Source organism: Mucilaginibacter sp. (assembly GCF_964263795.1).
GTDB lineage: Bacteria > Bacteroidota > Bacteroidia > Sphingobacteriales > Sphingobacteriaceae > Mucilaginibacter.
In genome coordinates this window covers 15763-36232 of record NZ_CAXVWK010000020.1, presented here as the reverse complement: position 1 = coordinate 36232, position 20470 = coordinate 15763, and the positions used below count along the sequence as shown (strand labels likewise).

Below are 20470 nucleotides of genomic sequence, written 5' to 3'. Positions count from 1 at the left end.
AACTAAGAGTTGGCGAAATAATATTCATTTAATTGGTTACCTATCTGGTACAGATCATCCTTTACGCGGATAAGGTACTGGTGCAAGCCCTCCTGACTAATACTTTTTACAGAACTGTACTTAATGTTGCTTTGTAGTTTGCCAATTTGGAAAGAGATTTCCCGATAGTCATTCACATTACTGTTATTCTTTAGCCTGTCGAAATACCGCTGGATGTTGTTTACCGAGTAGATCACCGACCGGGGGAAATCATTATTCAGGATAACCTGCTCCAGTACATTCTGCGCTTCCAAACCATCCCTATACGTTTTCTGATAAAGTTCATAGCCGCCTATCGACAGAAGCAGGTGCTTCCAGTAGGTAATGTCGGTAAGCAGGTTAGGGTTGGCGTTTAGCGGCCCGTACTTAACATCTAAAATATCTATCGATTGGATAGCGCGCTCCAGATATTTGCCAATATTCATGAAACTGCGGCCCTGGCCGCGCTCCATCGTTATTTCGGCTGTACCGTAGTAAAGCATAACCTGTTTTATTAATATATCAAGCACGCCTATCGGGTCATCCTTTTTAAGCCCCGATGCTATGCGCGGTTCTTTTACGGTATGATAATATTCGTTAAGGCACTGCCAAAGATCCTTCGGGATATGCTCCTGTACGCTGCGGGCATTCTCGCGCGCCAGGGTGATGATGTTGAGGATGGAATTGTTATTCTCCCTGTCGATCACCATATACTTTAAAACCGACCGGCTGTCGTTGTTTAACCGTTTCATCAACTCTTCATCAGGCCCGGAAAAAATCCGGATCACGGGTTCCCACGAAAATCCCTCAACCGAATCCTGCGATGAAGCGTAGTTAATCTTTAGCATCCTTAGGATACCATCGCTCCGCTCGATGTAACGGCTTAACCAATAGAAACTTGCAGCTACCCTACTTAACATTATCTTGAATTAATTGCTAACATTTAACTTTCAATGTCGACTTGGAAAATCTATATCCCGGATATGATGGCAACTTAGTGTTGATCATTCCGCATTCACTGTTCATTAGTATTTACTTAGGTCAGCACCCATGTATCCTTGCTGCCCCCGCCTTGCGAACTGTTAACCACCAGCGACCCTTCTTTAAGTGCCACCCGGGTTAGGCCGCCCGGCACAATCTCGATACCATCCGGGCCGCATAGGGCATAAGGCCTTAAATCGATGCGCCTTGGCTGGAGTGCCCCACCAATATAGCATGGCGCAGCCGATAGACTGATGGTTGGCTGCGCGATAAAATTTCGGGGGTCTTTTAAAATTTCCAATTTGTATTTTTCAATTTCTTCTTCGGTTGAAGCATGGCCCATTAACATTCCGTAACCACCGCTTTCATTGGTTTTTTTAACCACCATGGTATTAATGTTCTTAAATACATGGTCGCGCTCGTCCTTATTGCTCAGGCGGTGCGTAGGTACATTTTTAAGCAGCGGCTCTTCGTTCAAATAATATTTGATCATGTCGGGCACATAAATGTATGTGGCTTTATCATCTGCAACGCCGTTACCAATAGCATTTACTATTGCTACGTTACCCTTACGGTACGCACCCATAAGCCCGGCCACGCCTAATACGCTTTGAGGATTAAACACCAGCGGATCCAGAAACTCATCATCTACCCGGCGATAAATAACATCCACTTGCTGCAGGCCTGTTGTGGTTTTCATGTAAACCTTGTGGTTATTTACAACCAGATCGCGGCCCTCAACCAATTCTACACCCATAAGGCGGGCAAGGGTTGTATGCTCAAAATATGCGGAATTATAGATACCCGGACTAAGCAACACGATAGTCGGGTTACTTATTTGCCTGGGCGATAACGAAAGCAGGTTTTTATAGAGGATGGAGGGGTATTCAGTAACGCTCCTGACGCCGCAATTTGGTAGCAGATCCGGAAAAAGGCGTTTGGTTATCTCACGGTTCTCCAGCATATAACTTACGCCGGATGGTGTACGCAGGTTATCTTCCAGCACATAAAAAGTACCATCGTGATCACGTATCAGGTCGATGCCGGCAATATGGACATAAACGTCATAGGGAACATCTAACTGATACATCTCACGCAGGAAATGCGGGCAGGAATAAATAATGTCTATCGGTACGATACCGTCCTTAACAATAAATTGGTTATGATAAATATCTTTAAGAAACAGATTAAGAGCTGTAAGCCTTTGTTTAATGCCTTTTTCAATAAAAGACCATTCGCTGGCAGTGATAACGCGTGGTATGATGTCAAAAGGGAATATTTTTTCGATCCCTTCGCCGCTATTGTACACCGTAAAGGTAATCCCTTGCGTCATAAACAACCTTTTTGCCAATTCTTCTTTTTTTCCAAGGTCATCCGGGGATTCCAGAGATAAATATTCCATTACCTTCTTATAATGATCACGTACAATGCTGCTTTCGCTATACATCTCGTCCCATACACCGCTTATTGAATTGTAATTTTCAAAATGTTGCGATTTATACATAGAATTCTAAGTGTTTTTTAAATTTATATGCATTTATAACAGAAATGTATACAGTTGGAATTAATAATGCTGATATTTTGGTAATTTATGAAAAATATTACGCAATTAATGACAATATCATTAACAAAAACCAAATGTAATAGGTTTGATAAGGTTTAGGCCAACGAAAAGTAATATCCTTTTAACTGCTGTCAGTTGATTGCGCTATAGTAACAACTGTTAGTAGCCGATGTTCATATGTTTTATTGTTTAATACCAGCCTTCTGCCACGTTACATCAATTGAATCGACAGGGATATCATCTGTCAGGAAATTTTTAAACAACAACTCATAGCTTAGGATAACCCATATAATTATACACGGCCAGGCTTTGATAGCATAGTTTTGCATAAATACCCTTGCCGGGCGCGGGAAGGCGTCTGAAGGTCCAAGTCCGGTTATTACCAATAATAAAACCAGCATTACGATATTGAATGTTGTAAAAGGTTTGCGCTGCATCATGATATAAATAACTGCGCCTGCCGTAGCAATAATAAAGGTAGGATGCTCGGACCCGGTGCTGAACAGTACTACCATTAGTAGTGCCGAACACATTACCTGGAGCTGGAATTTTAACGAAGCATATTGCTTAAACCTAAGCAGCGCCCCGCCGAAAATAGCAACCCCGAATAAGAAAAATGGCCAGTTAGGCAAGGCGGCATTTTGCGTTAAGCGACGGGCAACACCCATTATGCACCAGTCCTGCCCGCTGGTTAAGGTTTCATTTAAATTGCTTTTGGCAGTTAGGGCAGTAAACCAATCGTGATAGCTTTGCAGCAAAAACTGCGGGCCCGAAATAATTGCCGGCAACACCAGTAACACACCCAGCCAAACTACCGACCAGCCTATAAACTTTAGCTTGTTTTTAGAGAAAACGAAGAAAGCCAACCCGGCTATTGGGTAAAGTTTCATTAGTGTTCCAAACACGGTAAGCAGGGTAGCGTATTGCTCCTTTTGCTTTTTAACCATTACAAAGCTGATAATTATGATTGCCGCTATAATGGGGTTAAATTGCATATAGTGCGATGCATTTGCAAACTCGATAACGCAAAGCAATAGGATGGACGTTTTTATTTTATTGTTGAATGGCAACAGGTGTATTGCCAGCAGAAATGCTGCCGCATTACCCACTTCCCAAAAGAAGAAACCCCAGCCTTCGGGCATTAGTGCCAAAGGGGCTATCAGCAAAGTAAAAGCAGGGCCATAAATGAATATATCATAATATTCTTTGGGGTATTCCAGGTAAAGGTTCAGATGATCTTTAAAGTGATAATATGAGGTGCGGAAAATAAGGTAGTTATTATCTATATGCTTGAAATATTTTAGCTGCCAGCAAAAAAGGGCAACGGCAAAATACAAGATGCAGGTCCAATGGTAACCGCTTAACCGGGCGAATTTTTTAGTCATTAATTATTAAATAGGTAAGGATTTATCCTTTAATTAATATTTGTTACAAATCTGTAAAGTTATACGTTTCTGTAACAGAAATTTGACAGTTATTGAAAATATGTATTAATATTGTAACATAACTATTACAATCATTTCCAGAATTAATTTAATGAAGCGAATATCAGTTGTTATACCTGCACATAATGAGCAGAATAACATTCATCCTCTTGTTAATGAACTTCAAAAAGTACTGGCATCAACCGACTATTTTTATGAATATATTTTTGTTGACGACGGCAGTAAAGATAACACCCTTAATGAAATAAAGATACAGGCAGAGATCCATTCATGCGTAAGGTATGTGGAGCTTTCGCGCAACTTTGGGAAAGACCATGCTTTACAGGCAGGAATTGAAGTTGCTGCCGGTGATGCGGTTATTACCATGGATGCCGACATGCAACATCCGCCGGAAATGATCAAAGAGTTGATCCGTTACTGGGAGATGGATTACGATGTGGTTTACACTTACAGGGCAGAAGCCAATGCGCACGTTAGCAGTTACCAGCGTTTTTCGTCAAAAATGTTTTATAAAGGTATCAACATGCTGTCGGATATCGAGCTGGAGAACGGCATTGCCGATTTTAGGCTGCTGGACAGGAAAGTAGTTGATGAATTGAAGCAGATGGACGAGCACGAAATATTTTTCAGGGGGATGGTTAAATGGGTGGGCTTTAAACAAAAGGCAATTCCCTACATTCCGTCAGAAAGGTTAACAGGCGATGCAAGCTATTCATTTTTCAACCTGGTTAAGCTGGCAGTGAATAGCATGATGTCTTTTAGTGTAAGGCCACTTTATGCTGTTACAGGGATAGGTTTATTCTTTTCGTTGTTTTCAGTATTATATATTCCTTACGTGTTCATCAGCTATTTCTTTTTCGGCTACACAACCGCATCGGGTTGGGCATCCATAATTGCAACAGTAGCATTTTTTGGCGGGCTGCAGCTGTTTGTATTGGGCGTTATAGGCATGTATCTTGGCAAATTATTTATGCAAGCCAAGCAACGGCCTAATTATATCATACGCTCAACTAACTTTGTAAAAACCGGGAATGATCTTATTAAGCTTTGATGTAGAGGAATTTGATCTTCCGCTCGAGTACGGAAAGCAAATACCTTTTACAGAGCAATTATCCATATCTACGGAAGGCACATTAGCAATACTGGAACTTTTAGCGCGTAATGCTATAAAAGCCACTTTTTTTATAACAGCTAACTACGCGCTCAATCAGCCGGATGTTGTTGCCAAAATTGTAGCCGCCGGTCATGAAGTTGCCTCACATGGCTATTACCATTCAGCATTCGAGAACCGGCACCTGCTGGAGTCGAGAGAGGCATTAGAGAAACTTACGGGCTTGCCGGTAAAAGGCTTCCGCATGGCGCGGATGATGCCTGTCGACGTGCTGGAGATCAAAAAAAGCGGCTACAGTTACAACTCATCAATCAACCCAACATGGTTACCAGGCAGGTATAATAACTTAAACGTATCGCGAACCTTTTATCATGAGCAGGGTGTACTGCAGTTACCGTCATCCGTATCACCGGTCATAAGGTTCCCGCTGTTTTGGCTTAGTTTTCATAATTTGCCTATGACCATAATAAACTGGCTAAGCATTCGCACCCACAAAAAGGACGGATACTTAAATATCTATTTTCATCCCTGGGAGTTTACCAATCTGCATAATAAAGAGCGTTTTGGTATTCCCGGCTATATCTCGAGAAATTCGGGCAAGCCGTTTATCAATCGCCTTGACGGCTTTATTCAAAATGCGCAAAAACGTGGTTTAACATTTGGCACCATCCAGCAATACTTCGCTGCGGAACTGGCTTCCTGATATTCTTTTAAATTAAGTGAAGCTATTGCAGTAATTATTATTTTTGATCAACACAAAGTATGGATCAGAAAGAACAAATTGTTACAAGCTATATTGATGCCTACAACAAAATGGATGTAGAGGGCATGGTATTTCATTTACATCCGGATATTGTCTTCAAAAACGTGAGCAATGGCAATGTGGATATGACCTTGAATGGTTTAACCGAATTTAAACAGCAGGCTACTAACGCTCTTCAAGTTTTTACCAGCCGTAAACAAACGATAACTGCTGTAAGCCATTCGGATAACAGTGTAACCGTTGATATTCATTACAAGGCCACCCTGGCTGTTAGTTTGCCAAACGGCTTAAATCCGGGCGATATACTGGAAATGACCGGGAAGTCAATTTTTAAATTTGAGGCCGCTAAGATCATCGAACTGACAGACGTTAGCTAAATTCCTGTAACTTGCCGCACCAACTTGTTTATTATGAAGTTAGTGATCCTGATCCCCACGCTATTATTTTGTGTTTCTGCTTTTGCACAGCAAAAGCCCGATTCGGTAAGGCAAACAACTATTGTAAAGGAAGATTTTAAAGACGACTGGGCAAACCTGCATCATTACGCTGCCGAAAATAAAGCGCTCCCCGCTCCGGGCGCAGCAGAAAAGCGCGTTGTGTTTTTAGGCAGTTCAATATTTGAATTCTGGAAACAAAAAGTGCCGCAATATTTTGCAGATCACCAAAATTATTTGGATAGGGGCATTGCCGGGCAGCTTTCTCCTCAACTTCTGGTCCGCTTTCGGCAGGATGTGATCGACCTGAACCCCAAGGTTGTTATCATACTGGCGGGGAGTAATGATATTGCCGGTTCAACCGGCCATGTTACCAATGAGGCGATAATGGATAACATTAAATCGATGACAGAACTGGCGCGGGCTAACCACATAAAAGTGATCTTGTGTGCTTATTTGCCTGTTTTTGAATATCCATGGCGCAAAGAGCTGCGCCCGGCACAGAGCATTATCGCTTTAAATAAGTTGATAAAGGCTTATGCGACTAAGCAGCACCTTATCCTGCTGGATTATTTTACGCCTTTTGCCGATAGCCGCGATGGCCAGAAAGCCGAATTAACTACCGATGGCGTACATCCCAATGCGGCCGGCTATCAGGTAATGGCCAAAATTACTGATGAAGCAATTGCCAGAGCGCTAAAACCCTGATAGCTCATGGTCTTTTATGTATATTTACTTTAATGAACATTTATTGCAATGTTCAGTTGAATTAAAAAGAGCCGTTACATGCATGAAATTTTGATGCTTTGCCTGGGGCTTATCCTCAGCGTATCCTTCCTGGTTTTGGTAGCCAATAAGCTAAAGATAGCTTACCCGATATTTTTGGTGATAGCCGGATTGGGTGCAGGTTTTATCCCCGGTATTCCGGGTATTCATATCGACCCCGACCTGGTGTTCCTGGTAATATTACCGCCAATACTTTTTGACGCCGCCCAAAACACCTCATGGAAAGCCCTTTGGAAATGGCGGCGCATTATTACAGTAATGGCACTTGGCTATGTTTTACTTACCGCAACAGCTGTTGCTTTTGTAAGCTATGCGCTTATCCCTGGCTTTACATTGGCGCAAGGTTTTTTACTCGGTGCCATTATATCCCCTCCCGATGCTGCTGCAGCCACATCGGTATTACAATTTGTAAAGATGCCAAAAAGCATGGTGTCTATTTTAGAAGGCGAAAGCTTGCTTAACGATGCAACCAGTTTAACGCTGTTCAGGTTTGCACTGGCTGCTATCATCAGCAGTAACTTCAGTTGGTTCAATGCCGCCTCGGGGTTTATCTTCGTAACTGTATCAGGTATTGGCATAGGCCTGATATTGGGCCTTATATTTTATGCTATTTATAAATGGCTGCCCACTACATCTAACCTGGATATCGCATTTTCACTGGTATTGCCTTACATCATGTATATAACGGCAGAGGAATTACATTCATCCGGTGTATTGGCTGTAGTTACCGGTAGCTTATTTATTTCCTACAAAAATCATTTTGTGTTAACCCATAGCAGCCGCCTTCGCTCCAACGCTGTGTGGCCATCTATCGTGTTCATACTCAATGCTGTTGTATTTTTTGTGATAGGGCTGCAACTGCCAGACATTGTTAGTGGCATTAAAAGTGAATTTCTTTTAGATGCTTTTAAAATAGCGTTAATCATTACCGCAGTGGTTATAGTGATAAGGATGCTATCGGGATGGTTCTCGTCGTGGTTCACCAGCTTTATCAGCAAATATATCACGGTTGCGGCAAGCAAACCCGGATGGCGAAATCCAACTATTGTAAGCTGGGTAGGTATGCGCGGTGTGGTTTCACTGGCTTCGGCCTTATCAATACCGCTTCTTGTAAACAACCATGCGTTCCCTAACCGCAACCTCATCCTGTTCATCACCTTTATTGTAATTGTTGTAACACTGGTTTGCCAGGGGCTTACGCTGCCATGGCTCATCCGGCGCCTGAAGCCCGAAAACATCACCGACGAAAAGGAAGACGACCAGCAAACCCTCGAAATAGAGCTGCAGTTACTTACGGTAGCCGTAGATAAAATTAACAACGATTATCCTGCTGATTTAAAGGTAAACCGCCTGCTGCAAAATAAATTAGAAGTACTTAAATATAAAGTTGAGTTGTACGGTAGTTCGGTTAATAATACACGGAAAAAGGTAAGCGCTAATAAACTGATAGAACGTTTTAAGTTAGTGATGACAGACGTAATTGAGCATGAACGCTCAAAACTTCACACCTTTCGCAAAAAAGATGAATATGATGACGATATTATTCGCCTGATAGAAAACCGCTTAGATCTTGAAGAAGAAGGGTTGAAAGAAGACAGCGAATAAAAATCAGGCATTACGGCGCATCTTTAATAAAAAAACAATTGCTAATTTACTCAAACTTTAGGTTTAACTAACAATGAAGATAGCAACTTATAATGTTAATGGTGTAAATGGCCGCTTACCGGTGTTATTGCGCTGGCTTGAAGAAACGCAGCCCGATGTTGCCTGCCTGCAGGAGTTAAAAGCCCCGCAGGACAAATTTCCGGAGCAAGCTATAAAGGATGCCGGGTATAACGCTATATGGCATGGCCAGAAAAGTTGGAACGGCGTAGCTATTCTCGCAAAGGATATGCCTATCCAGGAGTTGAGGCGCGGCCTGCCTGGTGACCCTGATGACGAGCACAGCCGCTATATTGAGGCTATTGTAAATGACGTGATAATAGGTTGCCTGTACCTGCCTAATGGCAACCCGGCACCTGGCCCTAAGTTTGATTATAAACTGAACTGGTTTGAACGCCTTAACCAGCATGCATCAGATTTATTAGCCCGGGAATTGCCTGTGGTGATAACCGGCGATTACAATGTTATGCCTACCGAACTGGATGTTTACAAGCCGGAGCGGTGGGTAGACGATGCCCTGTTTAGGCCGGAAACACGACTGGCCTTTAAAACGTTGGTTGAGCAGGGATGGACAGACGCCATTCGTAAACTTTACCCGGATGAAGTTATTTACACATTTTTTGATTATTTCCGTAACGCTTACGGCCGCAATGCGGGTTTAAGGATAGACCACTTTTTACTAAGTCCGCAGTTGGATAAAAGGTTACTTGCCGGCGGAGTTGACCGTGAAGTGCGTGGCTGGGAAAAAACCAGCGATCATTGCCCGGTGTGGATAAAACTGGCCGATATTTAACTTCTGCTGATAAATAAAATTAGTAGTATACGAACCATAAGTTGTAAGCGCTCTCAAACAAAATTTTGCCTCACTGCCTTATTTAAGCATGAAAAAGGAAAAATGGTTAATAGCAGCTGCCGCCGGCGCAGGTGTAGCGGCACTTGCATATACACTATTGTCTAAAGACGATATCCCTAAAGGGGCACAGTCAGTGCAGCCATTTAACAAAAATCTTTACATGGGTAAATGGAATGAAGTAGCACGCCTGCCTAACCGGATAGAGAAAAACCTGATTCACATTACTGAAGATTACTCCCTGAATGAGGATGGAACTATTAAGGTAATTACTAAAGGGTATAATACAGAAAGCAATAAGTGGATAGAAACTTTCGGTAAAATTAAATTTGCCGGTGCCGAGTATGTTGGGATGCTTAAGGTATCTTATTTTGGGCCGTTTTACGCGGCCTATAATATTCTTGACCTCGATCCTGACTATAAATATGCTTTGGTATCATCAAATAATCTTGATTATCTGTGGGTGCTGTCTCGCGAGGCTGACGTGCCGCAGCATATCCGTACACAATTTTTAGATACAGCTTCAAAGATAGGGTTTGATATAGGCAAGCTGGAATGGGTCTGATAACCTGAAGATAAGCTCTCATAAAAAGCGCCTATTGCATGTAGCAGCAGGCGCTTTTTTATTTTGCTAAGTGTTATTTTACACGTACACCTGCAGCATCAAACATACCCATAAGGCTGCCCGTAACGTTATCATCGTCTTTTTTGGCAAGCGCCAAAGAAAGATCATATTGCTGAATGGTGAAATACAAATTCAGTTTGCCATCTTTCAATTCCGTTTTAGTTAATGGCATTTCTTTGTTAGATTCCGGGTCGGTGTAAGTACCTTTGATAGTGCTTGCCGAGTCAGCAAGGGCAAATTTCAAGTGTACATCGCCTTGTGGCGTACCCTTTACCAGCACATCCCATTTGCCTGCATAAAATGCAGATGTTTGCGCTTTAGCTTGTACCGAAAACAGCAGAGTGGCTACTACGATTGCTGCTAATAGTTTTAAAGACCTCATGTTTAAATAGTTTAATTTTTAGTGTTTGTGTTAATTGGCCGGCCGTTTTGCGGCACTGCACTAACTTACAAAATTACCTCAAGCTAAAAAAGGCTTCAAATAGAAGTTTTAAATTATATTTTTGAGGCTGACACCGGGTTACCGTGTATACCTGATTATGGAAAAGAACGTTTCTGCTATCCTTAAAACTAAACAACATTTTGAAATTTTAGACGGCTTACGCGGCGTAGCTGCTTTGGCTGTGGTAACCTTCCATTTTATGGAGGTAGCTTATACTGATTACAGCAAGAATTTTATTGGCCACGGGTTTTTAGCGGTCGATTTCTTTTTTTGCCTATCGGGTTTTGTTATCGGTTATGCTTATGACGACCGCATTGCCAAAATGGGTATCCTTGAGTTTTTTAAGTCCAGGCTAATAAGGTTGCACCCGCTGGTGGTGTTAGGCTCTATACTTGGGTTGCTTGCCTTTTTGTTCGATCCGTTTGCAACACAAGCCAACACCTACAGCGCAGGCAGGCTTGCGGTTATTTTATTGAGCTCGGTTTTAATGATCCCTATGCCAGTGATGACAGAGCGGGCCTTTAACTTGTTTAGCTTCAATGCGCCTGCATGGTCGTTGTTTTGGGAGTATATCGCCAACATTTTTTACGCATTGGTACTCTGCAAAATTAACCGCAAATGGCTGCTGCCTTTGGTGGTTGTAGCGGCCCTTGCTATTTGTGTAGTGGTTACCCGGTCAACCAATTTGATGGGTGGCTGGGCCGGCGCTAATTTTTGGGATGGGTGCGCCCGTATCAGCTACTCGTTTTTGGCTGGGCTGCTAATTTATCGTTTCAACTGGATAGTTAAATCAAAGCTTGGCTTTGGCAGTATGTGCATGTTGCTGATGCTTGCCTTTGTAATGCCTTTTTCCAAATGGAATTTTATATCTGAAACCGTTGTAGTGCTCATCTATTTCCCACTGCTTGTTTCATTAGGTGCAGGGGCCGTTTTAAAGCCGGGCTTAAAGAATTTGTGTACATTCTCGGGCAATATCTCCTATCCGCTGTATATGACACATTACGCCTTTATTTGGGCGTTTGCCAACTACTATACATCACACAAGCCGGGTTCAGGGCAATTAGCCGTCATTATTATTGTAAACTTATTTATTTTGGTATCTATTGCCTGGATTGTGCTTAAGCTTTATGATATACCATTGCGCCGATATTTAACAAACAAACGCAAACGGGTGTAATTTAATGGTAATAACGGCGCTATTTGCTATATTGCCAATGATGATGGAGTACCTTACAATGCTAAAAGATTGGGTGATTGAACTTGGCGAAAAGCACAGTGTCGATCCGCTGGTCCTGGGTAGCCTTTACCTGGTAAGCAAGCTGTCATTCTTCACCTTTATCGGCTTCCTACTCAAAAATTTAAAGGATAAAAAGCCAATACTTACACTAATTCTTTTCGCTGCTGCCAGTTTCAGTTTGCCCTATATGTACCTGATCATTGCCGGGCGTAATATTCCGTTTTGGGTTTATCTTTTTATTGTGGTAATGTTTTTTTACGGCGGCTTTACTATTTATAAAAAAGTAACCGAGAAGGTTCCGCCTGCCAACGTTTGATGTCATATTGCTCAGGTCATTATCTTATAGCTAACAACAATGGATAACGGTTTAGTAAATGATATTGCAGCAATAAACCGCGAAATAGATAGCATAGCAAATAATAGTGAACTTTTTGTCGCGTGCAATTTCTGCGAGAGGGCCGATGCTATAGATCACCTTGAATTCTGGATCACAGGAAGAGTAGATGGTATGTTGGCTCAACATGGTAAATACCATGACCTGTTGCTGCTTCAAACCAAAAATGAGCAGATCAAAGCTTCGCTTGAGTTGGTAGACAAATGTCTTTTTCAACAATTAAAAGCAGAACTTATTAACGGCCTTTACAGGGGCGAGGACTTTAAAAATCTGGTAGGCCAATACATCGATTTAACTAAAGGTGAGCCGGATGGCAGATACGACAACCTGGATTTGTTTGTTAATAGGTTATTGCCCGCATCAGACTGGCCTGCACAATCCATCGACCTGGAGCCTGAAATGGTTTATTACCAAAAAACGCCTGCCCGCGTAGTTTTTGAAATGGCGCAGCAGTGTGGTTTGATCACCACTGACGTTTTTTTTGATATTGGTTGCGGTTTAGGCCAAGTTGCTATTTTGATCAGCCTGCTTACCGGCGCACAAGTAAAGGGTATAGAAATCGATCCGGCCTTTTGTGCTTATTCGGTGGCTTGTGCAGGACAGCTCAACTTAAATAATATTGAATTTCTCACTACGGACGCCCGCGACGCAGATTACACACAAGGTACCTGTTTTTTTATGTATAGCCCGTTTACAGGTGTGATGCTGGATAGCGTACTCGAGAGGATAAGACGGCAAACTGCGGACAGGCAGATCCGGGTGATTACTTACGGCCCTTGCACAGCCCAGGTAGCAAGGCAAAGCTGGCTTACCATGGTAAGCGGCAACGTTGAAAATAATTACCGGTTGGCGTTGTTTAGCAGTTAACTTATTTAGAGTTTCTTTATAACTTTAATGGCCTAACCCGATATCTTCCAAATGAATCCTAAAGTTGATTTTTATTTCCAGAAAGCAAAAAAGTGGCAGCACGAGATCATACAGCTGCGTGCTCTTGTGCTTGAATGCGGGTTGACCGAAGAATTGAAATGGGGCTGCCCCTGTTACACACTGTATGACGCCAATATTGTGCTGATCCATGTGTTTAAAGAATATTGCGCCTTGCTGTTTTTTAAAGGAGCGTTACTAAGCAACAGTGACGGCTTGCTCGTTCAGCAAACAGAAAATGTGCAGGCAGCCAGGCAACTTAGATTTACAGACAGCGCCCAGATAACCGTACAGAAAGCTGCTATTAAAGCCCATGTATTTGAAGCGATAGAGGTAGAAAAGGCCGGACTGCAAGTTGAGTTGAAAAAGACAACAGAATTTGTAATGCCCGAAGAATTACAATTAAAGCTGAATGCCGACAATCAGTTACAAGCGGCATTCGAAGCCCTTACACCCGGTCGGCAACGCGCCTACCTCCTTCATTTTGCCCAGCCTAAACAAGCAAAAACCCGCGAAGCAAGGGTTGAAAAGTGTATTCCGCAAATAATGTCCGGCAAGGGCCTTAACGATCTATAAAATATCCCTGGTATGCAATTATCTTCCGAGCATCAAATCTTATTGCTGGATAAACTGAAAATCCGTTTTAAGAAAAACATGCAGCGCCACACCGGCATTGAATGGGAGGCAGTGCAACGCAGGCTAACATCGATGCCCGGCAAGATGTGGTCGCTAGATAGTATGGAGATTACCGGCGGCGAACCCGACGTAGTTACTTTTGATGACCACACCGACGAATACATATTTTATGATTGCTCGGCAGAGAGCCCGGCCGGCCGGCGCAGCACTTGTTACGACCGCGAGGGGCTGGAATCTCGAAAAGAACACCAACCTGCAAATAATGCGTTAGATATGGCTTCTGAAATGGGTATTGAACTTTTGACAGAAGAGCAATACAGGCACCTTCAAAAGATTGGAAAGTTTGATTTAAAGACGTCGAGTTGGCTGGTTACACCGTCGGCTATACGTAAATTGGGTGGCGCGCTGTTCGGCGACCGCCGTTATGACCATGTTTTTACTTACCACAATGGCGCACAATCTTATTACGCTGCCCGTGGATTCAGGGGTTTGTTGCGGGTGTAAGGTAAAGCTATAAATTTCCCAAGCAATCAGCAGTAAGAATATGATTTATTTCTGCCTGAACCAAACCTGTATTGGTGCGCCGGAAAATTCAAAATTTTCGCGCAACTGGTTTTCGATGAAACGGTAATAAGGTTCTTTTACATACTGCGGAAGGTTGCAAAAAAATGCAAACATTGGCGATTGCCCTGCAATTTGAGTGATGTATTTAATTTTTACGTATTTACCCTTTAACGATGGCGGCGGATAGTTCTCGATGATAGGCAGCATTACCTCGTTCAATTTTGAGGTAGGGATTTTGCGGGCACGGTTCTCATAAACCTGGTTAGCTACGTCTATCACTTTTAATACGCGCTGCTTTTCTGTAACGGATGTAAATACAATAGGTACATCGGTAAACGGTGCTATCTTCTGACGTATCTGTTCTTCAAAAACCTTAATAGTTTTGTTGTTCTTTTCTATCAGGTCCCATTTATTCACTACAATTACTACCCCTTTTTTATTCTTTTCTGCAAGGTGAAAAAGGTTTACGTCCTGGCCCTCTAAACCTTCAACGGCATCTATCATCAGGATCACCACATCAGCCTCTTCCAAAGCCTTTATGGTACGCATTACCGAGTAAAACTCGATATTTTCCTTCACCTTGGTTTTCTTACGCATCCCTGCTGTATCGATCAGCATAAAATCATGACCGTACTGGTTGTAATGTATATGGATCGAATCGCGTGTAGTGCCGGCTATAGGCGTAACAATATTACGGTCCTGCCCGATCAATGCATTAATAATGGATGATTTGCCAACATTGGGGCGGCCAATAATAGCATACTTGGGGCGCTCATTCTCTTCAAACGGAACATCCTCAAAATGTTTCACTACCTCGTCCAGCAATTCGCCGGTACCCGAGCCTGTCATTGATGATATGGTAAATATTTCGCCTAAGCCAAGGCTGTAAAACTCGGTAGCATCAGCTAATTGGGCATTGTTATCCAGTTTATTTACTACTACAAAAACCGGTTTTTTACCTTTACGCAGTAAACCGGCAATCTCGTCATCTAAATCGGTAATGCCTGTAGTAACATCAACCATAAACAAGATAACCGATGCTTCTTCAATTGCTATCAGTACCTGTTCGCGGATGGCTACCTCAAAAAGCTCATCAGAATTGGCCACATAACCACCTGTATCTATAACGGTAAACTTTTGGTATGTCCACTCAGACGTACCGTAGTGCCTGTCGCGGGTTACGCCGCTAAAATCGTCAACAATAGCTTTACGGCTTTCGGTTAAACGGTTGTATAAAGTTGATTTGCCAACGTTTGGCCTGCCTACTATCGCTACTATATTACTCATGGAATTTTATTTTACGTTAAACGAAAAACGTTTACGTGTAAAGAGCATTAGCTCTTGTGTATTAATTACTTGCAAAGATAAACGTAAAACGTATTAAGTACTACGTTAAACTCTTGTACTGTTATTATTCGTACCCGAATTTTTTCAGGTAATTTTTTTTGCTCCGCCAGTCGGGAATAACCTTGACAAACATTTCAAGGAAGATCTTTTTCTGAAAAAATTCCTCCATATCCCGGCGGGCATATGTACCTACAATTTTAAGCATTTCGCCTTTATTGCCGATAATGATATTTTTTTGAGAGTCGCGCTCTACAATAATCTCGGCACTGATACGGTGTAACTTTTCACCTTCAACAAAGGCGGTCACAATCACTTCGGTACTATATGGGATTTCTTTTTTGTATTGTTTAAAGATCTGTGCACGGATCATTTCTGAAGCGAAGAAGCGGTCATTCCGGTCCGTTAATGCATCCTTTTCGTAATAGGCGGGGTGCTCTGGCAAGCTATCGACAACAAAATCCATAATGGCTTTAATGTTATGATCATGCAGGGCAGATATGGCGAAAACCACCTTAGGGTTTAATTTTACCTGCCAGTAGGCTACTTTCTCTTTCACCTCTTCTTCGGTAGATAAATCGATCTTATTGATCAGGATAGCAAGCGGCGCGGTTGAATTCTGTAATTTTTTGAGCACGTCCTGCTCGTCATACTCTTCATGGATATCGGTAACCAGCAAAATCAGGTCGGCATCTACAATAGAACCGTCTACCTGGTGCATCATACTTTCATGTAATGCGTAATGCGGTTTGATGATGCCAGGGGTGTCTGAAAATACGATTTGGTAGTCGTCAGTATTTACAATACCTAAAATGCGGTGGCGGGTGGTTTGAGCCTTCGGGGTGATAATAGACATTTTTTCGCCTACCAACGCATTCATAAGGGTTGATTTACCCGCGTTGGGCTTACCAATTATACTTACAAAACCTGCCCTGTGTGCCATAAAAAAATAATTAAAATATTATTTGGACTGCAAAGAAACGAATTATATCTTTGCAGTCCAATAAAAACGGAGCGTAATTTGCTTTTTGACAATTGGAAACAAACATTACGGAGTTATGCCCGTTATGGATAATACCAAAAAGTAGTGCGGGATGGAGCAGTTGGTAGCTCGTCGGGCTCATAACCCGAAGGTCGTAGGTTCGAGTCCTGCTCCCGCTACCCAAAAGAGAAAGCCTTGATTGAAAGATCAAGGCTTTTGATTTCTAAAACGGGACAAAGTAATCCCCTGCCTTTGCTAAAAGGCAAACGTTGCAGATGTTATGACTGCGGCGAATATTTAAACATAGTGCGGGATGGAGCAGTTGGTAGCTCGTCGGGCTCATAACCCGAAGGTCATAGGTTCGAGTCCTGTTCCCGCTACCTCAAGTAAAAAGCCTCAAGTCGAAAGATTTAAGGCTTTTTGCGTTTAGAAAATATTGGCCCGGGTCGCATTAGCTGAGTTGGTCATAGGTTATCACCCTTTCAACATACCTAATTGTTAAATGGATGCAAAATTAGCATGTTCAAACCGAGATACTCATAAAAAGGCTTATCCGCAGAGCATCCGGCAGGCTTATTACATTTTTCCGCCCTTTTTCAAACCATCTAAAAGTATACTTGAATAATTGGTGTCACCATCTATAGGTAAATCTATTGTGCAATTCTTTGAATCATTGCTCCACTTAACTATAGGCTGCCCTTTTCTGTTTAGGGTATTAATAGTTATAGCAATATTTTTCGCAATTGGTCTCCATCCGTTGGCAACCCCAACGCCTCTTTCAGGATTTAAAAACTCCCCTATAGTGGTTATGGTCGTCATGCTGAGTTCGTAGCTATTATCTGTTAATTTAGTACCACGTGCATTTAATGTTATGTGCAATTTACCTTTGATTTTAGCAATTTCTTTTGCGCATGCAGCTTTTTGTTCAGCTGTTGTGTTTACGGCTGTTTTTTCTGCTGAGTTTAATATATCAGTGCCATAAACCTTATCATAGTACTTACCTAAGTACACACTCGAATAAGAAAAAGTGGAAATGTCAAAAGATCGCTTATCAGACTTGATCCTGGTAAACATTTCCGCCGGACCGTTAATAGTAATACTTTCTTCTATAACCTTAGCCCTTGCCCAACCATACCCTTGTTCAAGAGTTTGAACAATATCGGCAGTTGTTTGTGCCTTCGTGTAAATAGGGGCGGCTATAAAAAATATAGCGCAAAATAAAAATAGTCTCATTTTTTTACTTTTTTTGATAAATGTTATTTAATGCTTGACGGTTAACAAAGCCCATACCAACGTAATCATTCCTTGCTAATTTAAATTATAACCGTAGTTAATAAAGCGTATGCTAAATGTAAGGTCTCATTCTTCAAAATCTTGAGTCCAATACAAATTTTGTACTAGCGTTTCAATAATAGTCATTGTTGGGGCTACCACCGGACAAGCATGATTTCAAGTTCGTCCGATTTTTTTGCTCTTAACTTTTTACTTATCGGGTAGTTCAAAGTGCACATGCCACATCCAGCGAGTATTTAAACCTGGTAGGATGAGTTGCTGGCAACATCAGTAAGTAAATCCCTGATAACTTCCAATCCGCTGTTCCAGCGTTTTAAACGGTTGGTCTCTTTTATATCTTGTCTGTCTTTAATGGTTTGATCGGTGTGGTAATAATCCTGCATTAAAGCTTTCATCGCATCATGTACCTCTTTTAAGCTTCCGTTAACCATTAGATCCGGATCTGACACTACTATATCGGCTAAGGCATTTGTCATGCTGGTTACGTAATACGGGCAATCCCAGTCGTGCCGGTAAGGGTTATCGCCCTTAACGTTTACTTTTTGCAAAGGGTGCGACAGATCTTCAATCACTTCGCCAATTGCTTCGCCAAACACATTAGCATATTCAGCAATAAAATGGTTCCACCAACGCGGATGATTAGGCAGATCTTTAAGCAAAGTGTCGCAGACTAATACCCGTATTGGAAAATGTGGGTTCAACGGATCCATGATTACTAACGACGCTCCAAAATGACCCTCTTTTGGAGAATGCCGGCTGCAGATTACAAAATACTGGTACCCCTGCGCGCCAGCCTCATGTAATGCTATCATGCGTTGTTTAATATCATGAAGGCGATCTTCCAGAAAGCCCCTTTCAAATATTACATTTAAGTTGCCGGCAGACTTAGCAACACATTGTTTGCTGTTTTCGTCAAATACATTGCCATTTGCGGGACGGCTGGTAAAATGGTTGCCGCTATTATACCGTATAGTTTCTGATTCAGCCGGATAGGTAGCAATGTCGGCTGTATCGCCTGCCTCGGTCTGTTTGACGGGCTGTACCGAACGAAACGGAACATGCATTTGTTCGCTGTCCATCCGGTGAGCAAGGTTATAAATCCGCTGTTCTGCCGGTGCCAATAGCGGATCCCCGCTGGTTGGATCGAAATAAACTTCATCAGCACATCTTCCCAGATGGCACGCAATAGCATTTTGTTGCAATAATTGCTTTAACGGATGCACTGAATGCAGGAAAAAATCACGTAACGCATTATTTGACACGTACTCGTCTAAGGATTGATCGAACCGGAGTAATGTTTCGCCCTGATTTTGACAAATCCAGTTACGTAAAAACCCTTGCACTTCAAGTTCAAAATTAAAGTTGGCAGCTTCTGCCTTTTCACGTGTACAAATAAGTTGGTGCATAAACCTGTTGTGCTGTTTTAATTTAATAGCTGATAAACTGTAGTACCCTGATTGCTTAACCAATAACGGCTGTTTTGAACAGTTATGCCATTAAGGTTATAAGCCCTAATCCTTCGGATAAATCGAAAATAATTATGATATGTTGAACCATATTTACTGTATATCATGCAAGAAGATTAGTAAATTGTGCAAAGGATTTGACACATCCAAAATAGTCAAAAAAATAAGATTTTAGTAGATATTAAAAAATAAATGAATAAAAAATTGTTGTTTAAGTTAATATGACCAATCTATTATATTGATGTTAAAAAATAGTGCATTTAAGTACTTGTGCTTGTTTTGAATGTTTAATGGATTTTTAAAAATCATTTAGTTAGGTTTGGCATTTAACCAGATTTATATGCTTTGGTACGAAGAAGAAATACAGCGTTTAGAAACCCAGCGCGCGGAGTTGAATTACAAGCCCGATACCTTATTTTACGGAAGTTCTTCGATCCGGCAGTGGACAAGCCTTGCCAGTGATTTTAAAAATTTACAGCCGGTAAATTTGGGTTTTGGTGGTTCTACCCTGGCTGCTTGCGCTTGGTTTTTTAACCGTGTAACAGATGGATATCAGCCCGACAGAATAATTGTTTATGCCGGAGATAATGATCTGGCAGATGGGCGCCATCCTCAGGAAGTAGCGATTTCGTTTGAATACTTAGCCAAAAGAGTAAAAGAGAGATACAGCCAAATACCTTGTTATTTTGTTTCCTTAAAGCCAAGTATCGCTCGTTGGGGCCTTGTGGAGCAGTTTAAGTATACTAATGAACTAATAGCTGCGGATATTAAAAACAACCATCAGAATTGGCATTGGGTGGATATTTTCACGCCAATGTTAAATAATGATGGCAAACCTGATCCCGGTCTTTTTATTGCCGACGGTCTTCATCTTAATGAGAAAGGCTATCAACTTTGGAGCAGCATTTTACACAATGCATTAAATTTAAAATAAAGGTACGTTAGCCGC

At 41.9% G+C, this 20470-nt stretch carries 21 protein-coding genes and 2 tRNA genes; 15 read left to right on the top strand and 8 right to left on the bottom strand.

Annotation, left to right across the window (positions count from 1 at the left end; genetic code table 11):
* Nucleotides 1–2: 2 nt before the first annotated feature.
* The 3 genes from ACE5CV_RS04045 to ACE5CV_RS04035 form a co-directional block, all read right to left on the bottom strand.
* A complete protein-coding gene (locus tag ACE5CV_RS04045) occupies nucleotides 3–938 on the bottom strand; it encodes an alpha-E domain-containing protein (protein ID WP_374948877.1) in 936 nt (311 codons plus the stop codon).
* A 116-nt stretch (nucleotides 939–1054) separates the two neighbouring features.
* Entirely contained in the window at nucleotides 1055–2503 is a 1449-nt protein-coding gene (locus ACE5CV_RS04040) for a circularly permuted type 2 ATP-grasp protein (protein ID WP_374948876.1), read from the bottom strand.
* A 242-nt stretch (nucleotides 2504–2745) separates the two neighbouring features.
* The gene (locus ACE5CV_RS04035; RefSeq protein ID WP_374948875.1) at nucleotides 2746–3948 is read right to left on the bottom strand and encodes a glycosyltransferase family 87 protein; all 1203 of its coding nucleotides are present in this window, start codon (nucleotides 3946–3948) and stop codon (nucleotides 2746–2748) included.
* A 151-nt stretch (nucleotides 3949–4099) separates the two neighbouring features.
* Between ACE5CV_RS04035 and ACE5CV_RS04030 the strand changes: the two genes are divergently transcribed.
* From ACE5CV_RS04030 to ACE5CV_RS04000, 7 genes are all read left to right on the top strand, one after another.
* Nucleotides 4100–5059, top strand: coding sequence for a glycosyltransferase family 2 protein (locus ACE5CV_RS04030; protein ID WP_374948874.1), 960 nt, complete (start codon nucleotides 4100–4102; stop codon nucleotides 5057–5059).
* On the top strand, nucleotides 5040–5822 hold the full coding sequence (locus ACE5CV_RS04025; protein WP_374948873.1) for a polysaccharide deacetylase family protein: 783 nt from the start codon (nucleotides 5040–5042) through the stop codon (nucleotides 5820–5822). The genes ACE5CV_RS04030 and ACE5CV_RS04025 overlap by 20 nt, the downstream gene beginning before the upstream one ends.
* Before the next feature lie 59 nt (nucleotides 5823–5881).
* Nucleotides 5882–6259 (top strand): nuclear transport factor 2 family protein, encoded by a 378-nt coding sequence (locus ACE5CV_RS04020; protein ID WP_374948872.1) that lies wholly within the window; start codon nucleotides 5882–5884, stop codon nucleotides 6257–6259.
* A gap of 33 nt (nucleotides 6260–6292) precedes the next feature.
* The gene (locus tag ACE5CV_RS04015; protein ID WP_374948871.1) at nucleotides 6293–7024 is read left to right on the top strand and encodes a GDSL-type esterase/lipase family protein; all 732 of its coding nucleotides are present in this window, start codon (nucleotides 6293–6295) and stop codon (nucleotides 7022–7024) included.
* Nucleotides 7025–7102: 78 nt separating this feature from the next.
* Nucleotides 7103–8707 (top strand): Na+/H+ antiporter, encoded by a 1605-nt coding sequence (locus ACE5CV_RS04010; protein WP_374948870.1) that lies wholly within the window; start codon nucleotides 7103–7105, stop codon nucleotides 8705–8707.
* Between the two features lie 73 nt (nucleotides 8708–8780).
* Nucleotides 8781–9557 carry an exodeoxyribonuclease III gene (gene xth, locus ACE5CV_RS04005; RefSeq protein ID WP_374948869.1) on the top strand — a complete coding sequence of 259 codons (777 nt, stop codon included), beginning with the start codon at nucleotides 8781–8783 and terminating at the stop codon, nucleotides 9555–9557.
* Between the two features lie 88 nt (nucleotides 9558–9645).
* Nucleotides 9646–10179, top strand: a complete 534-nt coding sequence (locus ACE5CV_RS04000; RefSeq protein WP_374948868.1) for a lipocalin family protein — start codon at nucleotides 9646–9648, stop codon at nucleotides 10177–10179.
* 73 nt (nucleotides 10180–10252) lie between these two features.
* On the opposite strand, the gene ACE5CV_RS03995 is transcribed toward ACE5CV_RS04000, so the two are convergent.
* Nucleotides 10253–10621, bottom strand: coding sequence for a hypothetical protein (locus ACE5CV_RS03995; RefSeq protein WP_374948867.1), 369 nt, complete (start codon nucleotides 10619–10621; stop codon nucleotides 10253–10255).
* A 157-nt stretch (nucleotides 10622–10778) separates the two neighbouring features.
* Here ACE5CV_RS03995 and ACE5CV_RS03990 point away from each other — a divergent pair, with 157 nt between their 5' ends.
* From ACE5CV_RS03990 to ACE5CV_RS03970, 5 genes are read left to right on the top strand one after another with little or no spacing between them, the layout of a single operon-like run.
* Entirely contained in the window at nucleotides 10779–11858 is a 1080-nt protein-coding gene (locus ACE5CV_RS03990) for an acyltransferase family protein (protein WP_374948866.1), read from the top strand.
* A gap of 4 nt (nucleotides 11859–11862) precedes the next feature.
* A complete protein-coding gene (locus tag ACE5CV_RS03985; protein WP_374948865.1) occupies nucleotides 11863–12234 on the top strand; it encodes a hypothetical protein in 372 nt (123 codons plus the stop codon).
* Between the two features lie 39 nt (nucleotides 12235–12273).
* Nucleotides 12274–13179 carry a class I SAM-dependent methyltransferase gene (locus tag ACE5CV_RS03980; protein WP_374948864.1) on the top strand — a complete coding sequence of 302 codons (906 nt, stop codon included), beginning with the start codon at nucleotides 12274–12276 and terminating at the stop codon, nucleotides 13177–13179.
* Nucleotides 13180–13230: 51 nt separating this feature from the next.
* A complete protein-coding gene (locus ACE5CV_RS03975; protein WP_374948863.1) occupies nucleotides 13231–13812 on the top strand; it encodes a YdeI family protein in 582 nt (193 codons plus the stop codon).
* Nucleotides 13813–13824: 12 nt separating this feature from the next.
* On the top strand, nucleotides 13825–14376 hold the full coding sequence (locus tag ACE5CV_RS03970) for a DUF4256 domain-containing protein (RefSeq protein ID WP_374948862.1): 552 nt from the start codon (nucleotides 13825–13827) through the stop codon (nucleotides 14374–14376).
* Nucleotides 14377–14421: 45 nt separating this feature from the next.
* Here ACE5CV_RS03970 and der read toward each other — a convergent pair whose 3' ends face one another.
* Both der and era read right to left on the bottom strand, forming a co-directional pair.
* Nucleotides 14422–15723 (bottom strand): ribosome biogenesis GTPase Der, encoded by a 1302-nt coding sequence (gene der / locus ACE5CV_RS03965; RefSeq protein ID WP_374948861.1) that lies wholly within the window; start codon nucleotides 15721–15723, stop codon nucleotides 14422–14424.
* A gap of 124 nt (nucleotides 15724–15847) precedes the next feature.
* Nucleotides 15848–16723 (bottom strand): GTPase Era, encoded by an 876-nt coding sequence (gene era / locus ACE5CV_RS03960; RefSeq protein WP_374948860.1) that lies wholly within the window; start codon nucleotides 16721–16723, stop codon nucleotides 15848–15850.
* 145 nt (nucleotides 16724–16868) lie between these two features.
* Between era and ACE5CV_RS03955 the strand changes: the two genes are divergently transcribed.
* Both ACE5CV_RS03955 and ACE5CV_RS03950 read left to right on the top strand, forming a co-directional pair.
* Nucleotides 16869–16945 (top strand) — tRNA-Met (locus ACE5CV_RS03955).
* Nucleotides 16946–17069: 124 nt separating this feature from the next.
* Nucleotides 17070–17142: transfer RNA gene (locus tag ACE5CV_RS03950), tRNA-Met, on the top strand.
* Nucleotides 17143–17338: 196 nt separating this feature from the next.
* Here the strand turns inward: ACE5CV_RS03950 and ACE5CV_RS03945 are convergent.
* The gene (locus ACE5CV_RS03945) at nucleotides 17339–17995 is read right to left on the bottom strand and encodes a hypothetical protein (protein ID WP_374948859.1); all 657 of its coding nucleotides are present in this window, start codon (nucleotides 17993–17995) and stop codon (nucleotides 17339–17341) included.
* Nucleotides 17996–18291: 296 nt separating this feature from the next.
* Entirely contained in the window at nucleotides 18292–19461 is a 1170-nt protein-coding gene (locus ACE5CV_RS03940; protein ID WP_374948858.1) for a hypothetical protein, read from the bottom strand.
* Between the two features lie 451 nt (nucleotides 19462–19912).
* On the opposite strand from ACE5CV_RS03940, the gene ACE5CV_RS03935 reads away from it, so the two are divergent.
* Complete coding sequence (locus ACE5CV_RS03935) at nucleotides 19913–20455, top strand: GDSL-type esterase/lipase family protein (protein WP_374948857.1); 543 nt, start codon at nucleotides 19913–19915, stop codon at nucleotides 20453–20455.
* The last annotated feature ends 15 nt before the right edge of the window (nucleotides 20456–20470 follow it).